Annotated in this window: 14 protein-coding genes and 1 other RNA gene; 9 read left to right on the forward strand and 6 right to left on the reverse strand. The window is 43.4% G+C overall.

From position 1 onward, the window contains the following. Positions 1-90: 90 nt before the first annotated feature. Together VXP95_RS13270 and VXP95_RS13275 are read left to right on the forward strand one after the other, a co-directional pair. The gene (locus VXP95_RS13270) at positions 91-285 is read left to right on the forward strand and encodes a helix-turn-helix transcriptional regulator (RefSeq protein WP_002047799.1); all 195 of its coding nucleotides are present in this window, start codon (positions 91-93) and stop codon (positions 283-285) included. Between the two features lies 1 nt (position 286). Then, positions 287-1,651, forward strand: coding sequence for a DUF3987 domain-containing protein (locus VXP95_RS13275; protein WP_416712199.1), 1,365 nt, complete (start codon positions 287-289; stop codon positions 1,649-1,651). A gap of 223 nt (positions 1,652-1,874) precedes the next feature. On the opposite strand, the gene VXP95_RS13280 is transcribed toward VXP95_RS13275, so the two are convergent. After that, entirely contained in the window at positions 1,875-3,227 is a 1,353-nt protein-coding gene (locus tag VXP95_RS13280; protein WP_416712200.1) for a tyrosine-type recombinase/integrase, read from the reverse strand. A gap of 181 nt (positions 3,228-3,408) precedes the next feature. Further along, positions 3,409-3,767: a transfer-messenger RNA gene (gene ssrA, locus VXP95_RS13285) on the reverse strand. A 130-nt stretch (positions 3,768-3,897) separates the two neighbouring features. On the opposite strand from ssrA, the gene glpK reads away from it, so the two are divergent. Then, positions 3,898-5,382: a glycerol kinase GlpK gene (gene glpK / locus VXP95_RS13290; RefSeq protein WP_416681252.1), complete on the forward strand. Its 1,485-nt coding sequence runs from the start codon at positions 3,898-3,900 to the stop codon at positions 5,380-5,382. Positions 5,383-5,461: 79 nt separating this feature from the next. On the opposite strand, the gene VXP95_RS13295 is transcribed toward glpK, so the two are convergent. Beyond that, positions 5,462-5,959, reverse strand: a complete 498-nt coding sequence (locus VXP95_RS13295; protein ID WP_004646146.1) for a thioesterase family protein — start codon at positions 5,957-5,959, stop codon at positions 5,462-5,464. Positions 5,960-6,064: 105 nt separating this feature from the next. Between VXP95_RS13295 and hemB the strand changes: the two genes are divergently transcribed. Then, entirely contained in the window at positions 6,065-7,078 is a 1,014-nt protein-coding gene (gene hemB / locus VXP95_RS13300) for a porphobilinogen synthase (protein WP_064095775.1), read from the forward strand. 15 nt (positions 7,079-7,093) lie between these two features. Beyond that, the gene (gene thiO, locus VXP95_RS13305; RefSeq protein ID WP_416712201.1) at positions 7,094-8,218 is read left to right on the forward strand and encodes a glycine oxidase ThiO; all 1,125 of its coding nucleotides are present in this window, start codon (positions 7,094-7,096) and stop codon (positions 8,216-8,218) included. On the opposite strand, the gene VXP95_RS13310 is transcribed toward thiO, so the two are convergent. Next, on the reverse strand, positions 8,207-9,112 hold the full coding sequence (locus VXP95_RS13310; protein ID WP_416712202.1) for a TIGR01777 family oxidoreductase: 906 nt from the start codon (positions 9,110-9,112) through the stop codon (positions 8,207-8,209). The two genes, thiO and VXP95_RS13310, sit on opposite strands and share 12 nt — an antisense overlap. Positions 9,113-9,268: 156 nt before the next feature. Next, positions 9,269-9,727 (reverse strand): ABZJ_00895 family protein, encoded by a 459-nt coding sequence (locus tag VXP95_RS13315; RefSeq protein ID WP_416712209.1) that lies wholly within the window; start codon positions 9,725-9,727, stop codon positions 9,269-9,271. Between the two features lie 471 nt (positions 9,728-10,198). Between VXP95_RS13315 and VXP95_RS13320 the strand changes: the two genes are divergently transcribed. The 3 genes from VXP95_RS13320 to VXP95_RS13330 are packed head-to-tail and all read left to right on the forward strand — an operon-like array spanning position 10,199 to position 16,178. Beyond that, a complete protein-coding gene (locus VXP95_RS13320; protein WP_416712203.1) occupies positions 10,199-11,452 on the forward strand; it encodes an exonuclease SbcCD subunit D in 1,254 nt (417 codons plus the stop codon). An 8-nt stretch (positions 11,453-11,460) separates the two neighbouring features. Further along, complete coding sequence (locus VXP95_RS13325) at positions 11,461-15,066, forward strand: AAA family ATPase (protein ID WP_416712204.1); 3,606 nt, start codon at positions 11,461-11,463, stop codon at positions 15,064-15,066. Positions 15,067-15,068: 2 nt separating this feature from the next. Further along, a complete protein-coding gene (locus tag VXP95_RS13330; protein WP_416712205.1) occupies positions 15,069-16,178 on the forward strand; it encodes an acyltransferase family protein in 1,110 nt (369 codons plus the stop codon). 31 nt (positions 16,179-16,209) lie between these two features. Here VXP95_RS13330 and VXP95_RS13335 read toward each other — a convergent pair whose 3' ends face one another. After that, positions 16,210-16,899 (reverse strand): YggS family pyridoxal phosphate-dependent enzyme, encoded by a 690-nt coding sequence (locus VXP95_RS13335; protein ID WP_416712206.1) that lies wholly within the window; start codon positions 16,897-16,899, stop codon positions 16,210-16,212. Between the two features lie 123 nt (positions 16,900-17,022). On the opposite strand from VXP95_RS13335, the gene VXP95_RS13340 reads away from it, so the two are divergent. Continuing rightward, the gene (locus tag VXP95_RS13340; RefSeq protein ID WP_064095783.1) at positions 17,023-18,060 is read left to right on the forward strand and encodes a type IV pilus twitching motility protein PilT; all 1,038 of its coding nucleotides are present in this window, start codon (positions 17,023-17,025) and stop codon (positions 18,058-18,060) included. Position 18,061 lies beyond the last annotated feature (1 nt).

An 18,061-nucleotide genomic window follows, 5' to 3' on the forward strand; every position in this document is an offset into this window, starting at 1 on the left:
GTTTTAGGAGTATGTTTATTCATTTTGAAATTATAGGACTGAATAAACCTTATAGGCTAGGTTTGTGCAACAAAGCCCATGAGAATTGAAATGCTAAAGACAAAAAAAGAAGTCTGCGAATTATTGAGTCTTACACGTGATGGTCTGACAAAGTTACAACAGAAAGATCCATCATTTCCTCGACCTATAAAATTTTCAAAAGAACGTCAAGCTCATGCATATTTTGATATTAAAGAGCTACAGGAGTGGCTTGAGTTAAAAAAATCTGAAAGAGAGGAATATTAAAATGAGTAATATTCTTTTATCTGAATTATCTAAAGATCAATTGATTGAAAAAATTGAAGAATATCCAATTTATGCGTTTCCAAAAATAGTTGCTAATGCGATTCAAAAATCTGCTTATTATCATCATGTTCCTATTGCAGTCGCGGCTCAAACATATTTAGCTCAAATGTCATTTATCGCACAAAGATTTATTAATGCGCCAAGTGATAAAAAAGAAAATGGACAGCCAGCTAGTCTAGCTGTATTGACAGTTTTTGCGTCAGGCGAAGGAAAAGATGTATGCAAAGATGATGCTGCAAAAATTGCAATCGAAGTCGATAATACGAATATGCAAAGTTATAATGAAGAAATAACAGCATGGAAAATAGCGCATCAAAAAAATAAAGGTGAACGTCCGATTAGTCCTCAATCTATTTTTGTAAGAGCAACCACGCAAGGTGTATTAAAGCATATGAGTATTAGTCCTTCTACAAGTTTTATTTGGAGCACCGGCGAAGGAGGTTATTTATTTGGCGGCTATTCTCTGCAAAGTGATACAAAATCAGATGCTTTAAGCACATTAACAGATTTAGTTGACCGAGGAACAGTAACTACAAACTTAGGAGGTGATGATAGTACTCTTGTTATGAATAAACGTTTTTGTCTAGATATAGCAGTACAAGACGTTGTGGCACGACCATCTCTTGAAAATGAAATGTGCAAAGAACAAGGTTTTTTTGCAAGATTTTTATTTGCTGCACCTGAATCATTGCCTTTTAAGGAAATCACAAAAAATAATCGTAAATTAAAGTCTTATGATGATAATGATATAAATATGTATTGGAGCTTATGTCGGGAACTGCTTGACCCAATAAATTTAGCTATTGATACAGCTAAAAGACAAGTTATTATGAAAAATGACGAAGCTGATGATATTCATATTGAATATGAAAATTATATTAATTTTGAATCTCAAAAAGATGGTTTATATTATTCTATTCAAGCAAATGCAAAACGAACGAAACAATATGTTTTAAGAGTTGCTGCTATTCTTTCTTTTTTTGAATCTAAAAATATAATTGATGCCAAAATCATGAGAAATGCTATTGATATATGTAAGTATTCTCTAAATCAATGGCTAATATATTATAATAAGGGTGAAAAAACAGATAGTGAAATACTATTCTCCTGGATTAAAGAGCAATATAAACGTGGAAATAAAGTAATTTTAAAATCTAGCATTAATCAAAATGTTAGGAAAGTAAAAACTGCTCAATTAAGAGATGCAGCCCTAAAATACTTAATCGAAGCTGACTATATCAATATTGAAGAAATCGGAAAAAAAGAATATATCTCATTGACTAATAAAGCTCTTGAGAACATCTAAATTGCCTAATAAAGCTCTTGAGAACATCTAAATTGCCTAAAACAACTAAAATATATACATGGTAAGGCTTTGACCGTAGATTGTGATATCTAATGAAGTCTAAATTGTCTAATCCTCAATTTGAGCTTAGACAATTTAGATCATGTTAGACCATAGAATTCAGAATGCAAAACTAGAATAGATATAGCGCCAATAAGATTTTAGACAAATAGATCACGTCGCTCTAAGATGCTAAATCATTTTCATCTTTCAACATATCAAGAATAAATAATTTTAATTGAGATACCTTAACTTTGTCAGAAGTCAAAGTATTTAAATTATCGATGACATCAAATTGCTCAGTATCAAAATTAAAATGCTGATCATTTATTAATGCATCCAAATAGTCTGCCCAAATTTGCATCATTTTAGTTCTTTGTTTCAAATAAAGAGCTTTATTATAAACACCTTCAACTCCACCAATAGCATGAGCTAAGGCAGTCTCAACATATTCTTTTCTAAAGCCTTTTTCTCTCAGAGTAGTACTTAAAATATGCCGAAACCCATGCGGAGTCTGGCGTCCTTGATAACCTAATGACTTTAAGGCTTTATTAAATGTATTATTGGAAATAGGTTGTTTTTTGGTACTTCTGCTAGGAAACAAGAATAAAGAATCACTAGTGATTCTTTTTAGCTCGTTAAGAAGTGATAAGGCTTGCTGTGGTAAAGGGATAATATGCTCTTTCCTTTTTTTCATTCTATGTGCGGGGATAGACCATAGATTTTCCTGAAAATCAAATTCTTCCCATACAGCTTGCCTCATTTCTGATGGACGGGTACCTAACATAACACTCAATTCTAATCCAATAGCCGTCATTCGATTTGGATATGCTCTTATTTTTTTCAATAATTCTGGCAGCTCTTTTTCTGAAACATGTGGCATATTTTGCTTTTCATGTTTGTCCAAAAATTTTGTAATACCAGTGACTGGATTGTAATCTATACGACCTGTAACTTCTGCAAAATCATAAATCTCTCTGCATAATGTACATAACCTTTTACCCATTTCAACAATAGGTTTTTTTGTTTTAGGGTGTAATTTTTTTTGAATCGTTTGAAATAACTCTAACCATGCCTTTTTTGTTATTTTTCTATAATCTAGTTTTCCCATGACTGGATAAATATGGTTTTTTAATGCTCCTTCATTTCTAACTCTAGTCGCTTCTGTCCATGTTTTAGTTAAACAAAATTCTATAGCTAATTGCTCAAATGTAAATGATTTGCTTAATAAATCGGCTTGCTTTTTATTTTCTCTATCAATTTTTGGATCTACCCCCTCTGAAATTAATTTTCTCATTTCTTCTGCATTTTTTCTTGCAAGTTTCCCACCAACTGACGGATATCCTCCTAAACCCAACCATGTCCACTTACCATCGCTTGGTCTTTTGTATCTTAATTCCCAGCGTTTGTTTCCTTTACTATGAACGGTGAAATATAAATTATTGCTATCTTTAACACGGTACTCTTTTTCTTCAGGCTCTAAACTTGCAAGAGTAGTATCAGATAAAGGATATTTTTTTATATCGACTCTTTTCATAGTTAAAGCCTTGTATGGTGATTTTATTACAACTCACAATATACATGGCACCATACAAACAATACAAGACTATACATATTCGTCGCTATTTATGTATATCCATAAAAAAAGCCTTAAACACTGATGTTTAAGGCTTTTTTAGTCATATTTAGTTATGTAACTTCATATGAATTTAAGAATTTGGTGGAGGTGGCGGGAGTTGAACCCGCGTCCGCCAGCATTACGCTCGAGAATACTACATGCTTAGATATCGTCTATTGTTTTAACTCTTTGTGACCCGACGAACAGGATACAAATCGCGATCCTCTTAATTTAGTACAAAGCCCCGAGGCTTGGCTTTATACGGACTTGTGTGCGTGCGCTTCAGTCGGACTCTCTAACCACAAGTATTCGGAGAGGCGGACAAGCTGCCCTTAGGCAGCTAGAGCGTATGATTCGTCGTTTGCGACTAAAAAATGCAAATTTGATTTACGAGAGAAAATGCGCTCTCGGCATGCATCTATGAGTTTCATCACCAGCGTCGAAGCCAGAAACACCCCCAAAGTACAAGGCAATCATAGCATAAATGTCAAAAATTACGATGCCTTTTCTGAACATTTACACAACTTGATGCGCTTAATTACATTATTGCGCTAATATTTTACTTTTCAAGCCGAATAACAGAAAAATTATGAGCTATTTACTGGCCCTGGATCAGGGAACCACTTCAAGTCGGGCCATTATTTTTAATGAACACGGGCAAGTCCAAGCCACAGCGCAGCATGAAACGCAGATCCACACCCCTCACTCTGGTTGGATAGAACAGGATGCCCAGGAAATCTGGAGTTCACAGATTGCTGTGGTACAGCAAGCTCTCGCTACCGCAGGTATTCTGGCGAAGGATATTAAAGCCATTGGCCTGACCAACCAAAGAGAAACCACGGTGGTCTGGGATCGTAGAAATGGCAAACCGCTTGCCCCGGCAATCGTCTGGCAGGATCGTCGTACTTCTGACTGGTGTAACCGGCTGATTGATCAAGGCTTAATGTCCAAAATTCAGCAAAAAACAGGCTTACGGATTGACCCTTATTTTAGTGCGGGAAAATTGGTCTGGTTTTTAGAGTATGTCGAGGGAGTACGGGCACTCGCTGAACAAGGCCATGTGGCATTTGGTACGATCGATAGCTGGCTGATCTGGAATCTGACCCAAGGCGCAGAGCACGTCATTGAAGCCAGTAACGCTTCTCGTACCATGTTAATGAATCTGCAGCAACAGTCGTGGGATGAAGAGCTGCTCGAGCTGTTTAATATCCCGGCTTCGGTCTTACCGAAAATTATCTCTTCTGATTGTTATGTCGCTGACACTGCTTCTGGCTTACTTGGGGCCAATATTCCCATTACCGGAATTTTGGGGGATCAGCAGTCTGCACTCTTTGGCCAGTCCTGTTTTGAGGTGGGCAGTGCTAAAAACACCTATGGTACTGGCTGCTTTATGCTGTTCAATACCGGGCATAACATTCAGCTTAGCCAGAACAAGCTGCTTTCTACTCTCGCCTGGCAAGCCCAGGGCCAAACTACCTATGCGCTCGAAGGCAGCGTATTTATGGCTGGTGCTGTAGTGCAATGGTTACGCGATGGCCTCGGAATTATTCAAAAAAGTAGTGATGTGGAAAAACTGGCACACCAGGTCGAGCATAGTGACGGCGTGGTTCTGGTTCCAGCCTTTACTGGACTAGGCGCGCCGCATTGGGATAGTGAAGCACGTGCCTTACTCTGTGGCATGTCACGCGGTACAACCAAAGCGCATATCGCTCGTGCAGCATTAGAATCAATCGCCTTTCAGGTATCGGATGTGCTCAGTGCGATGCAATCTGATATTGCACATCCACTTAAAGAACTGCGGGTTGATGGTGGTGCCAGCAGCAATGACATGCTGATGCAATTTCAGGCCGATATTCTGAATGTACCGGTACTGCGTCCGAAAATGCTGGAAGCTACTGCTTGGGGTGCGGCCGCCATGGCCGGATTAAAAGCTGGCGTATTTTCAAACCTGGATGAAATTTCCCAGTCCTGGCAGCTGGACCGTGCTTTTGAACCCAAAATGCAAAATGACGAAAGAGAAATGCATTTAGCCAAATGGAAAAATGCCTTGAAACGGGCTAAATCTGATCTCTAAATCCTCTAGGTTCATATTTGATCATCATAAAAAAGCACTGTTAAACAGTGCTTTTTAACTCCCTCAGTTCACGATTTCATTAATAGGCATAAGACGCAATCGCTGTTGCAATCGCCTTATCTTCATCATTGACCATGGTCATGCGCATGGTGCAGCCCTTACGCCCCAAACGTAAGGTTTCTGCACGCGCGATAAAATATTTGCCACGTCCAGGCGCCAGATAATCCACCCGCATATCGACCGTCGCCAGACGCGATACTTTTTTAATGGTATCTGCAATCGTTTCCGGTTCAGCTTTTTTATACAGTTCGCCCATGGCCACAATACCACCGACGCTATCCAGTACAGTTGCAGCCAGACCGCCATGCAGAATCTGGAAAGCCACATTACCAATCATGAAATCCTGCATTTCTACATAGGCTTCAATCTGGCCCTCAACCACCCGCATGGTCATGCCGTTATGCTTAAAAAAAGGAGAGCTATTAAAAGCATGTACCAGCTGGTTCAGGACTACATCAATATCCACTTTCGAGCCCAGATGTATATTACCCGTCCAGTTTCTCTCTGTCTTACTCATCACTCTGCCCGAATCCACCACAATAAAAAACCGCTAATTTATGCCCAAAAATTTGAGTTAGGGCTACAATAGAGGCCTAGTTTAATACTGATTACTGAGATTTTTATGACTTATACGTTCAATCGTCCCGCGTTTCCTGCAACTCGCATGCGTCGTATTCGTAAAAATGAACATTTACGTTCGATGGTTCGTGAAACCCATCTCGCGGCAGATCATCTCATTTATCCAGTATTTGTCCTGCCAGGACAAAACCAGACCCAAAATATTCCAAGCATGCCGAATATCCAGCGTCTGTCAGCGGACTTGCTGTTAAAAAAATCAGAACGTCTGCTGGAACTCGGTGTCAATAAACTGGCGCTATTTCCGGTCACCCCACAAGAAGATAAAAGCCTGACTGCAGAAGCCGCATGGCGTGAAGATGGTCTGGTGCAAAACACCTTACGTTTATTGAAAAAAGAACTGCCAGAAATGGTGCTGATTACTGACGGCGCATTAGACCCGTATACCACGCATGGTCAGGATGGCATTATTGATGAGAACGGTTATGTCTTAAATGATGAAACGGTTGAGTGCCTGATTAAACAGGGCTTGAGCCATGCCGAAGCCGGTGCAGATGTGTTTGCTCCAAGTGACATGATGGATGGCCGGATCGGTGCGATTCGTCAGGCCTTTGAGCAAAATGGTCATATCTATACTTCGATCATGGCCTATTCAGCCAAATATGCATCAAGTTTCTATGGCCCGTTCCGTGATGCAGTCGGTTCTGCCAGCAACTTAAAAGGCGGCAATAAATACAATTACCAGATGGATGTCGGTAACCGTGCTGAAGCCCTGCATGAAATTGCGCTGGATATTCAGGAAGGTGCGGACATGGTGATTGTCAAACCAGGCATGCCTTATCTGGATATTGTCCGCGAAGTCAAAGACACTTTTGGCGTACCGACCTTTGTTTATCAGGTCAGTGGCGAATATGCGATGCTGGCTGCGGCAATTCAAAATGGCTGGTTATCTGATAGCGTCATTTTAGAATCATTGATGAGCTGTCGTCGTGCCGGTGCAGATGGTATCTGGACCTATTTTGCTGAAGAAGCTGCGCTTAAACTGAAAGACATGAAGTAAAAGGATTTCGGCGCAATGCATATTGCCATTATTGGCGCTGGCATCACCGGTCTGATGTCGGCGCTGGAACTGCTTGAACAGGGATGTTCTGTTACCCTTTTTGATCAGCAGGCCGCCGGACAGGCTGCATCCTGGGCTGGAGGAGGCATCCTCTCCCCGATGTATCCCTGGCGTTATCCCGCTGCTGTAAATGCTTTGGCCCGACATGCCAAACCCATGTATCAGGACTGGAATCAAAAACTGCAACCTTTCACTGGCATCGATTTCCAGATTCATGAAACAGGTATGCTGATTTTTGATGAATCCGATTTTGAAATCGGTTTAAGTTATGCCGCAACACATCAAGAGCCGCAGCAACAGGCAAAATTACTTGATCAAGCTAAACTGCAACAGATCAATCCCAGAATTAATCAGAGCAAATTCAAACAGGCGATTTATTTCCCTGAACTGGCCAATATCCGTAATCCACGGTTATTACAGTCGATCATTCGCTATTTGAAGCAGCATACTCGTGTCACCTGGCAAGAAGACTGTAAAATCACTCGGCTCAATATTCAGCAAGGCCGTGTAAAAAGTATCTCAGATGAACATGGCCGGCTTTTTCAGGCAGATCAGTATGTGTTCACAACCGGAGCATGGTCACAATACTGGTCACAGCAACTTGGTTTGGAAATTCCGGTACAACCGGTGCAAGGCCAGATGCTGCTGTTTAAAACGCCAGAAAACTGGCTGCCGACCATGTGCATGAATAAGGTTATGTACCTGATTCCACGACCAGACGGACATGTGTTATGTGGTTCCAGTATGCGTCAGGTCGGTTTTGACACCTCGCCTTCTAGCGAAATCCGGCAGGATATTTTGCAGGCGTGCATCGAGATGGTACCGAAACTGGCAGATTTTCCGCTGGTCAAGCAATGGGCCGGATTAAGACCCAGCTCACCCGAGGGTATTCCCTATATAGGCAGAATTCCCAAGCTGCAAAATGCCTGGGCCAATTTTGGACATTTCCGGAATGGTTTATGCATGGGGCCAGCATCAGGAAAACTACTCGCTCAACTCATCCTTGAACAAACGCCAATCGTTGATCCGGATCCTTATGATCCAGTCCGTTTATTCGAGCCCAGTCACTTAGTGCTTTAGGATATTATCCAGTGCTTCTTTCAGGGTTGGATAATGAAACTGAAATCCAGCTTCCTGCAAGGCTTTGGGCTGTACATACTGACCGTTCAATACCAGTTGTGACTGTTCTCCCAGCATCATTTTTAGACTGCATGCGGGTAGTAGAAGTAAGGGTTTACGCTGCAGAATCTGGGCCGCAGTTCGCGCAAACTGGGCCTGACTGCTTTTTTCTGGCGCGACCACATTAAAAATCTGCTCGGTTGTATCCTCAAGCATCAAGAATTCAATCGCACGCAGTACATCCTCTAAATGTACCCAGGTCACTGGCTGACGTCCATGACCAATCCGCCCGAACAGATTCAATTTAATCGGCAATAGCATCTGCGGGAGAATCCCGCCACCTTTGCCAAACACCACCGCAAAGCGAACAATCTTGGTGTTCTGGTTAGTATAGGACAAGGCCAGCTGTTCCCACTTTGCACAAAGTTCAGACATAAAAATATCTTGTGGCGGACTTTGCTCCGTGCAGACCTGTTCCCAGCGCTCATTGGGGTCAATGCCATAATAACCAACGGCCGATGTTGAAATAATTCGTTTCGGTTTAAGCTGATTTTTTTCTAAATAATCAAAAACCTGTTTGGTAGTGTCTAAACGGCTATCCAGCAATTTCTTTTTACGCGCTGCCGTCCAGCGGCTTTGACCGATGCTTTCGCCAGCCAGATTGACCACATAATCAAGCTGATGCTCTTGTAATTCTTCCAGCTGATTGATCCAATGGAAGTCCGGATGTGGTTCAGGTTTATTTTTCTGACGGGTCAGACCAATCACCCGATAATCACGATCCAATAAAAACCGTACGAGATGACTGCCAATAAAACCACTCGCTCCCGTCACCAGCACTACAGGTTTATACATCAGTCATTCTTCGCCTTATTATTTTCTTGGTTTAAATTATACGCCACTCATCTTCAGCTTTTTTAAAGCAGGAATATTTTTGTAGTGGAGAATTTGTATCTTTCATCATTCAATTAATTTATGAAGATCGGCTGTCACACAATGATTCATCAATACTCACTGAGGCGAATGGCCAAACATTTTCTCTGCCATACGCTGGGCCTGCTTGCCATAAAACCAGTACGTCAGCATATACAGCGGAATCGCAATCATCAAAAACATGATCAGCACAATGCTCATAAACTGTGGTTGCTGTAGATACAGCAGAAAGTCCTGCCAGGCATTCGGATTGGAACGGGTGGCGATCACAATACCGAGCAAGAGAAACAATAAATTATAGCCCCAATAAATCAGGCTAAAACCGAGCGTGAATTTTTTACGTTCTGCTTGGGTCGGCGCACGTTTTTGCTGTTTTAGAAATTTAAAAAGCACCCAAATCATGGCTACCAGATAGGGAATAATCGTCAAGATTGCCCCCATACCCATCGGTAATAGGGCTGCCACCACACCACAAATACAGGTAAAAACAAAACAGATAAAGAAAAACCAGGTAAAATAACGACTTAGTGGCAGCATATGCATGACTCGGTGATCTTCAACAGGTGAGTATAAAAAAAATTAAATTTTTTTTCATTTTATTGTCAACCATCCACTAGAGGGTGACGTTATATAGAGTACAAGGGGCAAAAATTTGGACTGGCATCCACGAATTTTTGCTGACCTTTAGAGCTAAAGCAATAAGTCTTAGTGTACAGGAAAATTTTGAATAGCAGCCAAAATCTTCCTGTAACACAAATTTGACCGACGATTTCATCATCACTCGAATCGTCGGTTTTTATTTTTTAAAATCCCTATTTTTAACATCTGAGGGCTTGCAGAGCCTTTAATATCTGATGATCCGGATACAACCGTCCATTAATATCCATACTGATCAAAATAAATTCAGCTTAAGCATCACCAACAATTCGCTGAAATATCGTTTTACAAGTAGATTTTTACCTGTGCTTTTTCCTATAGTAGCAAGGCAGATATCTTGGGGTTCATTACATGGCAGTTCATTTTCTTCACACTTCCGATTGGCATCTGGGACAATTTTTCCATAACCATGACCGTGAATTTGAACATGCGCAGTTTTTGACTTGGCTACTTGAGCAAATCAAAGTAAAGCAACCGCATGCCCTGCTGATTGCCGGTGATATTTTTGATGTGATCAATCCTGCGTCCAGTGCGCAAAGACAGCTGTACCAGTTTCTGGCCGATGCCCACGACCTGGCGCCACATATGCAGACCCTGATGATTGCAGGCAATCATGATTCCGGTTACCGGATTGAGCAGGTTGAACCCTTGCTGGCCAAATTCAATGCCAAAGCAGTGGGAATTGTAGGCCGCACTGCAGAAAATACCCTGAACCTGGATCGTCTGCTTATTCCTATTTATGATCAGGATAAAAATATCATCGCCTGGTGTCTGACCCTGCCCTATTTACGCAGTGCCGAAATTACCGGATTGAATGAATATACCAGCAATAACCAAAACGCGATCAGTTATCTGCATCAACAACTGATTGCCGAAGCCAGAGCCCGCAAACAGCCACATCAGGCACTGATTTTAATGTCACATGCGCACATGCAAGGTGGTGAGACCTCGGACTCTGAACGTCCGATTATTGTCGGCAATGAAGAAGCCCTGTCGACGGCACTGTTTGATGACGTGATTGATTATGTCGCGCTGGGGCATTTGCATAAACCACAAAAGGTCGGTCAGCCGCATATTCGCTATAGTGGCTCCCCGATTCCGCTATCATTTAGTGAAATCCATTACCAGCATCAGGTGGTTGAAGTCCGGATTGATCCCGAACAAAACCCGGAAAACCGCTTTCAGTACGATGCCTTAAGCATTCCGCGTACTGTCGAGCTGTTCCGCATTCGTGAAAAGCTGGAAAATTTAATCACTACAATTCAGGCCTTGCCTGCCGGAGAAATCGAGCAGCTTTCTGCACGGCATTTTCTGGAAGTGGAATACACCACTGATGCGCCGCCTCCGGTAGACCTGCGTCAGCAAATAGAACAGGCCCTACCTGCTAACCGTTACCGACTGCTACGCATCAGCCGGATTTACCAGCAGCAAGTCGACCTTAGTTCAAGCCAGTCTAAAATTGATCTGGCACCCCCTACCCCGGAATCGCTATTTTTCAATATCTGGAAAAAAATGGGCTATGAGCAGGATCATTCGGTACAACGGGATTTTCAGGAATTACTGAATGAAGCCCAACACGAACTTGCACAAAAACAACAAGCCTAGGATCGGCCATGAAAATTTTACGTCTAAGTCTTAATAATCTGGCCTCCCTCACCGGCACCCATCATATTGATTTTGAATCGAGTCCTTTGGCTCATGCCGGCCTGATTGCCATCACCGGCAAGACTGGTGCCGGGAAATCCACCCTGCTCGATGCCATGTGCCTGGCGCTATATAATGAAATTCCCCGCCTAAAAGGTGCCACAGGCAGCCTGAAAGATACTGGCGGTCAGGATGTGTCCATCAAGGATTCCAAGAATATTCTGCGCCGTGGCTGCGTGCATGGTTTTGCCGAACTGGAATTTATTGCACTCGACAGCAAACGCTATATGGCACGCTGGGAAATTAAACGGGCACGCCAGAAAGTCGATGGCAATCTAAAAGTAGACCGATACGTCAAATGTCTGGATGATGACACGACACTGACGCAAAAAATATCGGAAGTCACCCCCCTCATTGAAAAACTGGTGGGCTTAAGTTTTGAGCAGTTTACCCGCGCAGTTTTATTGGCACAGTCGGAAGTCGGTGCCTTTCTTAAAGCCAAAGATAATGAACGCGCAGACTTGCTGGAATATCTGACCAATTCGCAGATTTTCAGTCTGGTCAGTCAGAAAGCCGCAGAGAAATTCAGCGAAGTCAAAAACAAGCGCAACGATCTGGAAAAGCTGATCGGGCATATTGAAATTCTGTCTGAAGAAGACATCAGCGCTTTACAACAGCAGCAGAGCTCTTTGTCTTTGCAACTTCAGAATTTGCAGCAATCAGAAAAACTGCTGGAAAATGAGAAACAATGGCATCTGGACCGACATAAACTCTATGCAGAAGTCCATGCCAAAAAAGAAGTCTACGATGTACAGCAGGATGCAGTAAATAAATCTGCAGGACAGCAACAGCTACTGGAGCAGCTGGATGAATTCCAGTCGATCCGGGATCAGTTTGTGAGTCGTACCCGTCTAACCCCTCAAAAAGAGCAGATTCAGCACCAGCACACCCAATTTACGCTGGAATTTGAAACGCTCAAACAGAGCTTTGTAGCAGAAGAAGCCAAACTTACAGCCTTACAACAAAAGCAGCAAAAGTTTCAGCAACACTTGGCAGGCCTGAAACCGCATCTGGAAGCAGGTTTAAGACTGGATCATGCAATTGATACGGTATCAGAGCAGTACAAAAAACTGCACGCAGAGCAAAGCCAGTTTCAAACCCTTCGTATACAGCCTTTAGAAGAACAACTTCGACAGCAACAACAGACTTTGAATCAGCTACAAGCTCGGCAAGAAAAGGTGGCACAGCAATTGGCTGAATCTGGCTTTTTAAATGTATTCGATCTGGAGCCGCAAAGTACCTTGCAGCGCATACAAGACTTTATGCATCAATATCAGCAACTGCAGCAACAGAATCCGGACAGCCTGAAGCAGCCTTTGCCTGAACTGGAAAAAACCGTTACAGCACTTTCAGAAAATCTGAACCAGTGGATACAACAGCATCATAGTCTGGAACGGCTGGAAGAGCAGCTCAAAACCATTCAGGAAATGCGTCAGCAACGCCAAACCGAACAGCGTCAGCTCGACCTGCTGCAACAGCAGGTGCAACAAATCGTTCAGCGATCACAAGAATTTGAACAACTGCAATCTGCTGTAAATAGCCAACAGCAACAACTAAAAATCCAGCAAGAGGCCGAACAGGCACTGTATCAGCAGATTCAGACTGAACAACAGGCATATGAACACCTGGAACAAATACTTGCCCAGCAACGTTTATTGCATGCGCAAAGTGTGCAGGATCTTCGTGCCCAGTTAAAACCGGATGAGCCATGCATGGTCTGTGGGAGTATGGCCCATCCTTTTGTCGATGCCGCCCATGAACGTCTGGAACAGAGCCTGAGCCAGTTACAGGAGCAACAGTTACGGCAGGCAAAACAGCAGCTCGATCAGCAACTGCAATCTCAGCAGCAGCAACGCATTGAAATATCCAAAGCACAAACAGTAATTGAGCAACAGCAACAGCGTTGCCAGGTCCTACAAAACCAGATTCAACAATCCTCTGCTGACTGTAAATCTCAACTACTCAAACTGGAAGTGGTTACCGAGCAGCACAATGATCTTCCTACATTCATCCAGTTACTGGCAAATCACACTCAAAGTCTGGTCCAGCAGCTAGAACTGTCACAACAGCAGGAACAACAGCTCCAGCAACCATTACAACAATGGCGTCAACAACAACAGCAATTGCACCAATTACAACTGGCTCTACAGCAACGTCAGCAACTCGACCAGCTGATACATCCAGTTTTAAGCGTACTGCCCGAGCAGTACCAGTCGCAGCCACCTATGCTCTGCTTACCTCAGTTGCAACGACAATTAGAGCAGCGCATGCAGCAGTTGGCAGTACAAAAGCAGCTGGAATCTGACCTGCATCAACAGCAGCAGATATTGGAAAAGAGCCAGTATCAACTACAATTGGAACAGCAAAATTTTGCTCAATTAAGCCAGTCTGTAGAGCAGTTAATTCAGCAAGGCAAAGACCTGCGTCAACAACTGGCTGAACTGACCAAAGAGCATGCAGGACAAGTCTACCGTATCGCTGCAGAATGGCGCGATGCACTAGATCTACAAGCCAAGACCTTAGAGCAGGCTTTAGAACAACAGCGTCAATGCACGGCGCAGGCCGAAAAACAGTGGCATCAAACCCACTTAAAACTTCAAGAATTTATCAGCCAACTTCAGCAGATCGATCGGCAATTGGCTCAATATCAGCAAGATATTCAGGCATGGCAAGCAACACATCCGCAAGTGACGGCAGCTCAAATTGAACAATGGCTCAGTATTGATCTGAGCACCCATCAACGCATTCGTCAGAATCTGGCCAACCAGAAACAGGCACTCGAAAATGCCAGGACAGCCTGGCAATTACTGGAAGAACAATATCAGGCCCATTTAAAACTACAGCCAGAACATGAATTTGAGGAAATTGAACAAAAGCTTGGCATGCTGCATCAGGAAAAAATAATGCAGCAGGAAGTGCTCAATGAAACTGATGCCAAACTGCGTATGAATGCCAATAATCAAAACACCTATGCCAAATATCAGCAGCAAATTGAGCAGATCAAAGCAGAAGAATACCGTTGGGGACGTATTTACGATCTGATCGGACATAAGGAAGGCACCAAATTCCAGAAAATTGCCCAGGAACATCATCTGGATATTCTGGTGGAATATGCAAATCAGCAGTTGCAACCGTTGGCACCCCGCTATCAGTTACACCGTATTCCGGAAAGCCTGAGTCTGGCGATTATTGATCTGGACATGAATAGTGAAGTCCGCCCTGTGCTGTCCCTATCGGGGGGTGAAACCTTCCTGGTTTCATTGGCTTTGGCTTTGGCGATTGCCAATATGGCCTCCGGCTCCATGAAACTGGAATCACTGTTTATTGATGAAGGTTTCGGGACGCTCGATCCAGCCTCCTTACATATGGTCATGAATGCGCTGGATCATTTGCAAAGCCAGGGCCGTAAAGTCGTTTTGATTTCACATATACAGGAAATGCATGAACGGATTCCGGTACAAATTCAGGTCAAGCCTGTCGGTGCAGGCGCCAGTACCATTCAGATTATAGGTTAACGATGAGTCACCCTGCCCCGAACACGCTCTCGCCCTATTTCAGCCTACAGCTTGAGAGCCTACGGGGGATCAGTGCCATTGTGGTGCTGTTCAGTCACTGCTTTCAGGCATTTATTGCGCCTTTCGATACCAGCATTTATTCATGGATACGCCTGCTTGGGCAGGCTGCAGTCATGATTTTCTTTGCCTTAAGTGGCTATCTGATTGGCTATTCGATTCAGCACAACATTCATCAGTATGGTCAGTTCAATCTGCACCGTTTTGCTCGACAGCGTTGCAGCAGAATTTTACCACCCTTTCTGTTTGCCATGGGGTTGACCCTGGTTCTATATCTACTCGCTCCACTATTGTTTGCCAGCCACACGCATGCTTTTCAACACAGTTTTGGCATGATGATCCGGACTGACTATAGTGTAGACATGATGGAATTTGTTGGTTCGCTGCTATTTTTAAATGGCTTTGTGACGCCAACGGTTTCAGCCAATGCTGCGCTCTGGAGCCTGAGCTATGAAGTGTGGTTTTATGTGCTGGCCGGATTCCTACCTTTTTTAAAAAATTCGGAAATAGCCAAAATCGGATTTTTTATGGTTCTGGCTATACTATCATTACTGAACATCCAGTTTTTTATTTATTTTCTGGTCTGGCTTAGTGCCTTTGCCTGTTCATTTCGATATATCCAGCTACGTTTTTTAAACTGCTTACAATCGGTCAAATTAGCCCTATTCGGCTTGGCATTTTTAATCGCCTGTTTTGATGCTTACCAGTTTCAGGTGATTGATGAGGCCCAGCAATACCGTGCTGTGAATTTTGTTCCTTTTAATTTCTGTCTGGGTCTGGCATTTAGTTGCTGGCTGGTACAACTCCAACATCACCGCAGTCACTATCATCTGGTCTGGGTTCAATCTGCAGACTTTTCCTATACCTTGTATGTCACCCATTTCCCCTTACTTTTATTTATTTTGGGGTGTATTCCGGCAACTTTGGCCTATGGTCTGGGCGGAGCAATTTTAGCCTTGCTTGCGAGTATGTGCAGCTTAATAGTTTTTGCCTGGCTGATGGCTAAATGGCTCGAACCAGCCAGAAAAAAAGCGTTATCCAAAACCCTGCGATAACGCTTTGCTGCAAAAAACTGACATTAGTAGTTTATACATCTTTTTTAGGCCGTGCACCAAATAGGGCTGTGCCAACACGAACCATGGTAGAACCCGCAGCAATCGCTTCGGTCATATCCCCAGACATGCCCATACTTAAAGTATCCCAGTCTTCAGGATGAGCATGTTGTGTTTTGACTACATCAAATAAAACTTTGGCATCAGCAAAGGCTTGAGGATTATTCGGTGCTGGAATCACCATCAAACCACGTAAACGTAGATTCGGCAGTTGGCTGATTTGTGCCACCAGATCTGCAACTTCTGCCGGCTGACAACCATCTTTGGTATCCTGACCATCAATATTCACCTGAATACAGATATTCAGTGCGGACTGATTATCTCCACGCTGATTTGATAAACGCTCGGCAATAATCAGGCGATCGACTCCATGTACCCAGGCAAAATTTTCTGCCAGATGCTTGGTCTTATTACGCTGCACATGTCCAATAAAATGCCACTCAATCTCCAGGTTTTTCAGTTCGGTGATTTTTTCCAGTGCTTCCTGCAAATAATTTTCACCAAAGGCCCGCTGGTCTGTCTGATACATCTCTGCCAGCACACTACTCGGCTGGGTTTTGGACACGGCCAATAGTTGTACCGAATCCGGCTCACGCCCAGCCTGAGTGCATGCGGCCTGGATCTGAGCTAAAACCTGATTTCGTGACTGTTGCAGCATATTCATTGATGGGGTTCTCATTTCGTCCGGATTTTTTTCCCTTGCTCGTGAACTAAGTGTTGGTTAAGCTGTGGGAAAGCCTTATTATTCTAGCAAAATAAATAACATTTTAATGAACTCGGGGACCTTATGGATATTACAGAACTGTTAGCCTTTTCTGCTAAAAATGGTGCGTCGGATTTACACTTATCAGCAGGTTTACCACCAATGATCCGTGTAGACGGGGAAGTCCGTCGCATCAACCTGCCTGCACTGGAACATAAAGAAGTACACAAACTGGTGTACGACATTATGAACGACAAGCAACGCCGCGATTATGAAGAAAATCTGGAAACTGACTTTTCCTTTGAAGTTCCCGGCGTGGCCCGTTTCCGTGTCAACGCATTTAACCAGAACCGTGGTGCAGGTGCAGTCTTCCGTACCATTCCATCTAAAGTCTTGACCATTGAAGACCTTGGCATGGGCCAAATCTTTAAAGATCTTTGCGAATACCCACGTGGTCTGGTCCTCGTCACAGGGCCCACCGGTTCAGGTAAATCGACCACGCTTGCTGCAATGCTAGACTATATCAATGACAACCGCTATGACCATATTTTAACAGTCGAAGATCCAATCGAATTTGTACACCAATCCAAAAAATGCCTGATCAACCAGCGTGAAGTACATCGTGATACTCATGGATTTAATGAAGCATTACGTTCTGCGTTACGTGAAGACCCGGATATTATTCTGGTCGGTGAGATGCGTGACCTTGAAACGATTCGTCTGGCATTAACTGCAGCAGAAACCGGTCACCTGGTGTTCGGGACCCTGCATACCACCTCAGCGGCAAAAACTATTGACCGTGTGATCGATGTATTCCCGGCCGAAGAAAAAGACATGGTTCGTGCCATGTTGTCTGAATCGCTGCAAGCGGTAATTTCACAAACCCTGCTCAAGAAAAATGGTGGCGGTCGTGTAGCTGCACATGAAATCATGATTGGTATTCCGGCGATCCGTAACCTGATCCGTGAAAACAAAGTGGCTCAAATGTATTCTGCGATCCAGACCGGTGCCAATTATGGTATGACTACCATGGATCAAAGCCTGAAAACACTCGTGTCTAAAGGTATTATCAGCCCGCAAGTCGCCCGTACTGCAGCAAAACAGCCTGAATCATTCTTATAAA

This window comes from Acinetobacter sp. 226 (assembly GCF_048147925.1).
Taxonomy (GTDB): domain Bacteria; phylum Pseudomonadota; class Gammaproteobacteria; order Pseudomonadales; family Moraxellaceae; genus Acinetobacter; species Acinetobacter pecorum.

Excerpts from the sequence above, each read along its gene's own strand:
- VXP95_RS13270 (WP_002047799.1), top strand. The coding sequence starts at position 91 with ATGCTAAAGACAAAAAAAGAAGTCTGCGAATTATTGAGTCTTACACGT.
- VXP95_RS13275 (WP_416712199.1), top strand. The coding sequence starts at position 287 with ATGAGTAATATTCTTTTATCTGAATTATCTAAAGATCAATTGATTGAA.
- VXP95_RS13280 (WP_416712200.1), bottom strand. The coding sequence starts at position 3,227 with ATGAAAAGAGTCGATATAAAAAAATATCCTTTATCTGATACTACTCTT.
- glpK (WP_416681252.1), top strand. The coding sequence starts at position 3,898 with ATGAGCTATTTACTGGCCCTGGATCAGGGAACCACTTCAAGTCGGGCC.
- VXP95_RS13295 (WP_004646146.1), bottom strand. The coding sequence starts at position 5,959 with ATGAGTAAGACAGAGAGAAACTGGACGGGTAATATACATCTGGGCTCG.
- hemB (WP_064095775.1), top strand. The coding sequence starts at position 6,065 with ATGACTTATACGTTCAATCGTCCCGCGTTTCCTGCAACTCGCATGCGT.
- thiO (WP_416712201.1), top strand. The coding sequence starts at position 7,094 with ATGCATATTGCCATTATTGGCGCTGGCATCACCGGTCTGATGTCGGCG.
- VXP95_RS13310 (WP_416712202.1), bottom strand. The coding sequence starts at position 9,112 with ATGTATAAACCTGTAGTGCTGGTGACGGGAGCGAGTGGTTTTATTGGC.
- VXP95_RS13315 (WP_416712209.1), bottom strand. The coding sequence starts at position 9,727 with ATGCTGCCACTAAGTCGTTATTTTACCTGGTTTTTCTTTATCTGTTTT.
- VXP95_RS13320 (WP_416712203.1), top strand. The coding sequence starts at position 10,199 with ATGGCAGTTCATTTTCTTCACACTTCCGATTGGCATCTGGGACAATTT.
- VXP95_RS13325 (WP_416712204.1), top strand. The coding sequence starts at position 11,461 with ATGAAAATTTTACGTCTAAGTCTTAATAATCTGGCCTCCCTCACCGGC.
- VXP95_RS13330 (WP_416712205.1), top strand. The coding sequence starts at position 15,069 with ATGAGTCACCCTGCCCCGAACACGCTCTCGCCCTATTTCAGCCTACAG.
- VXP95_RS13335 (WP_416712206.1), bottom strand. The coding sequence starts at position 16,899 with ATGAATATGCTGCAACAGTCACGAAATCAGGTTTTAGCTCAGATCCAG.
- VXP95_RS13340 (WP_064095783.1), top strand. The coding sequence starts at position 17,023 with ATGGATATTACAGAACTGTTAGCCTTTTCTGCTAAAAATGGTGCGTCG.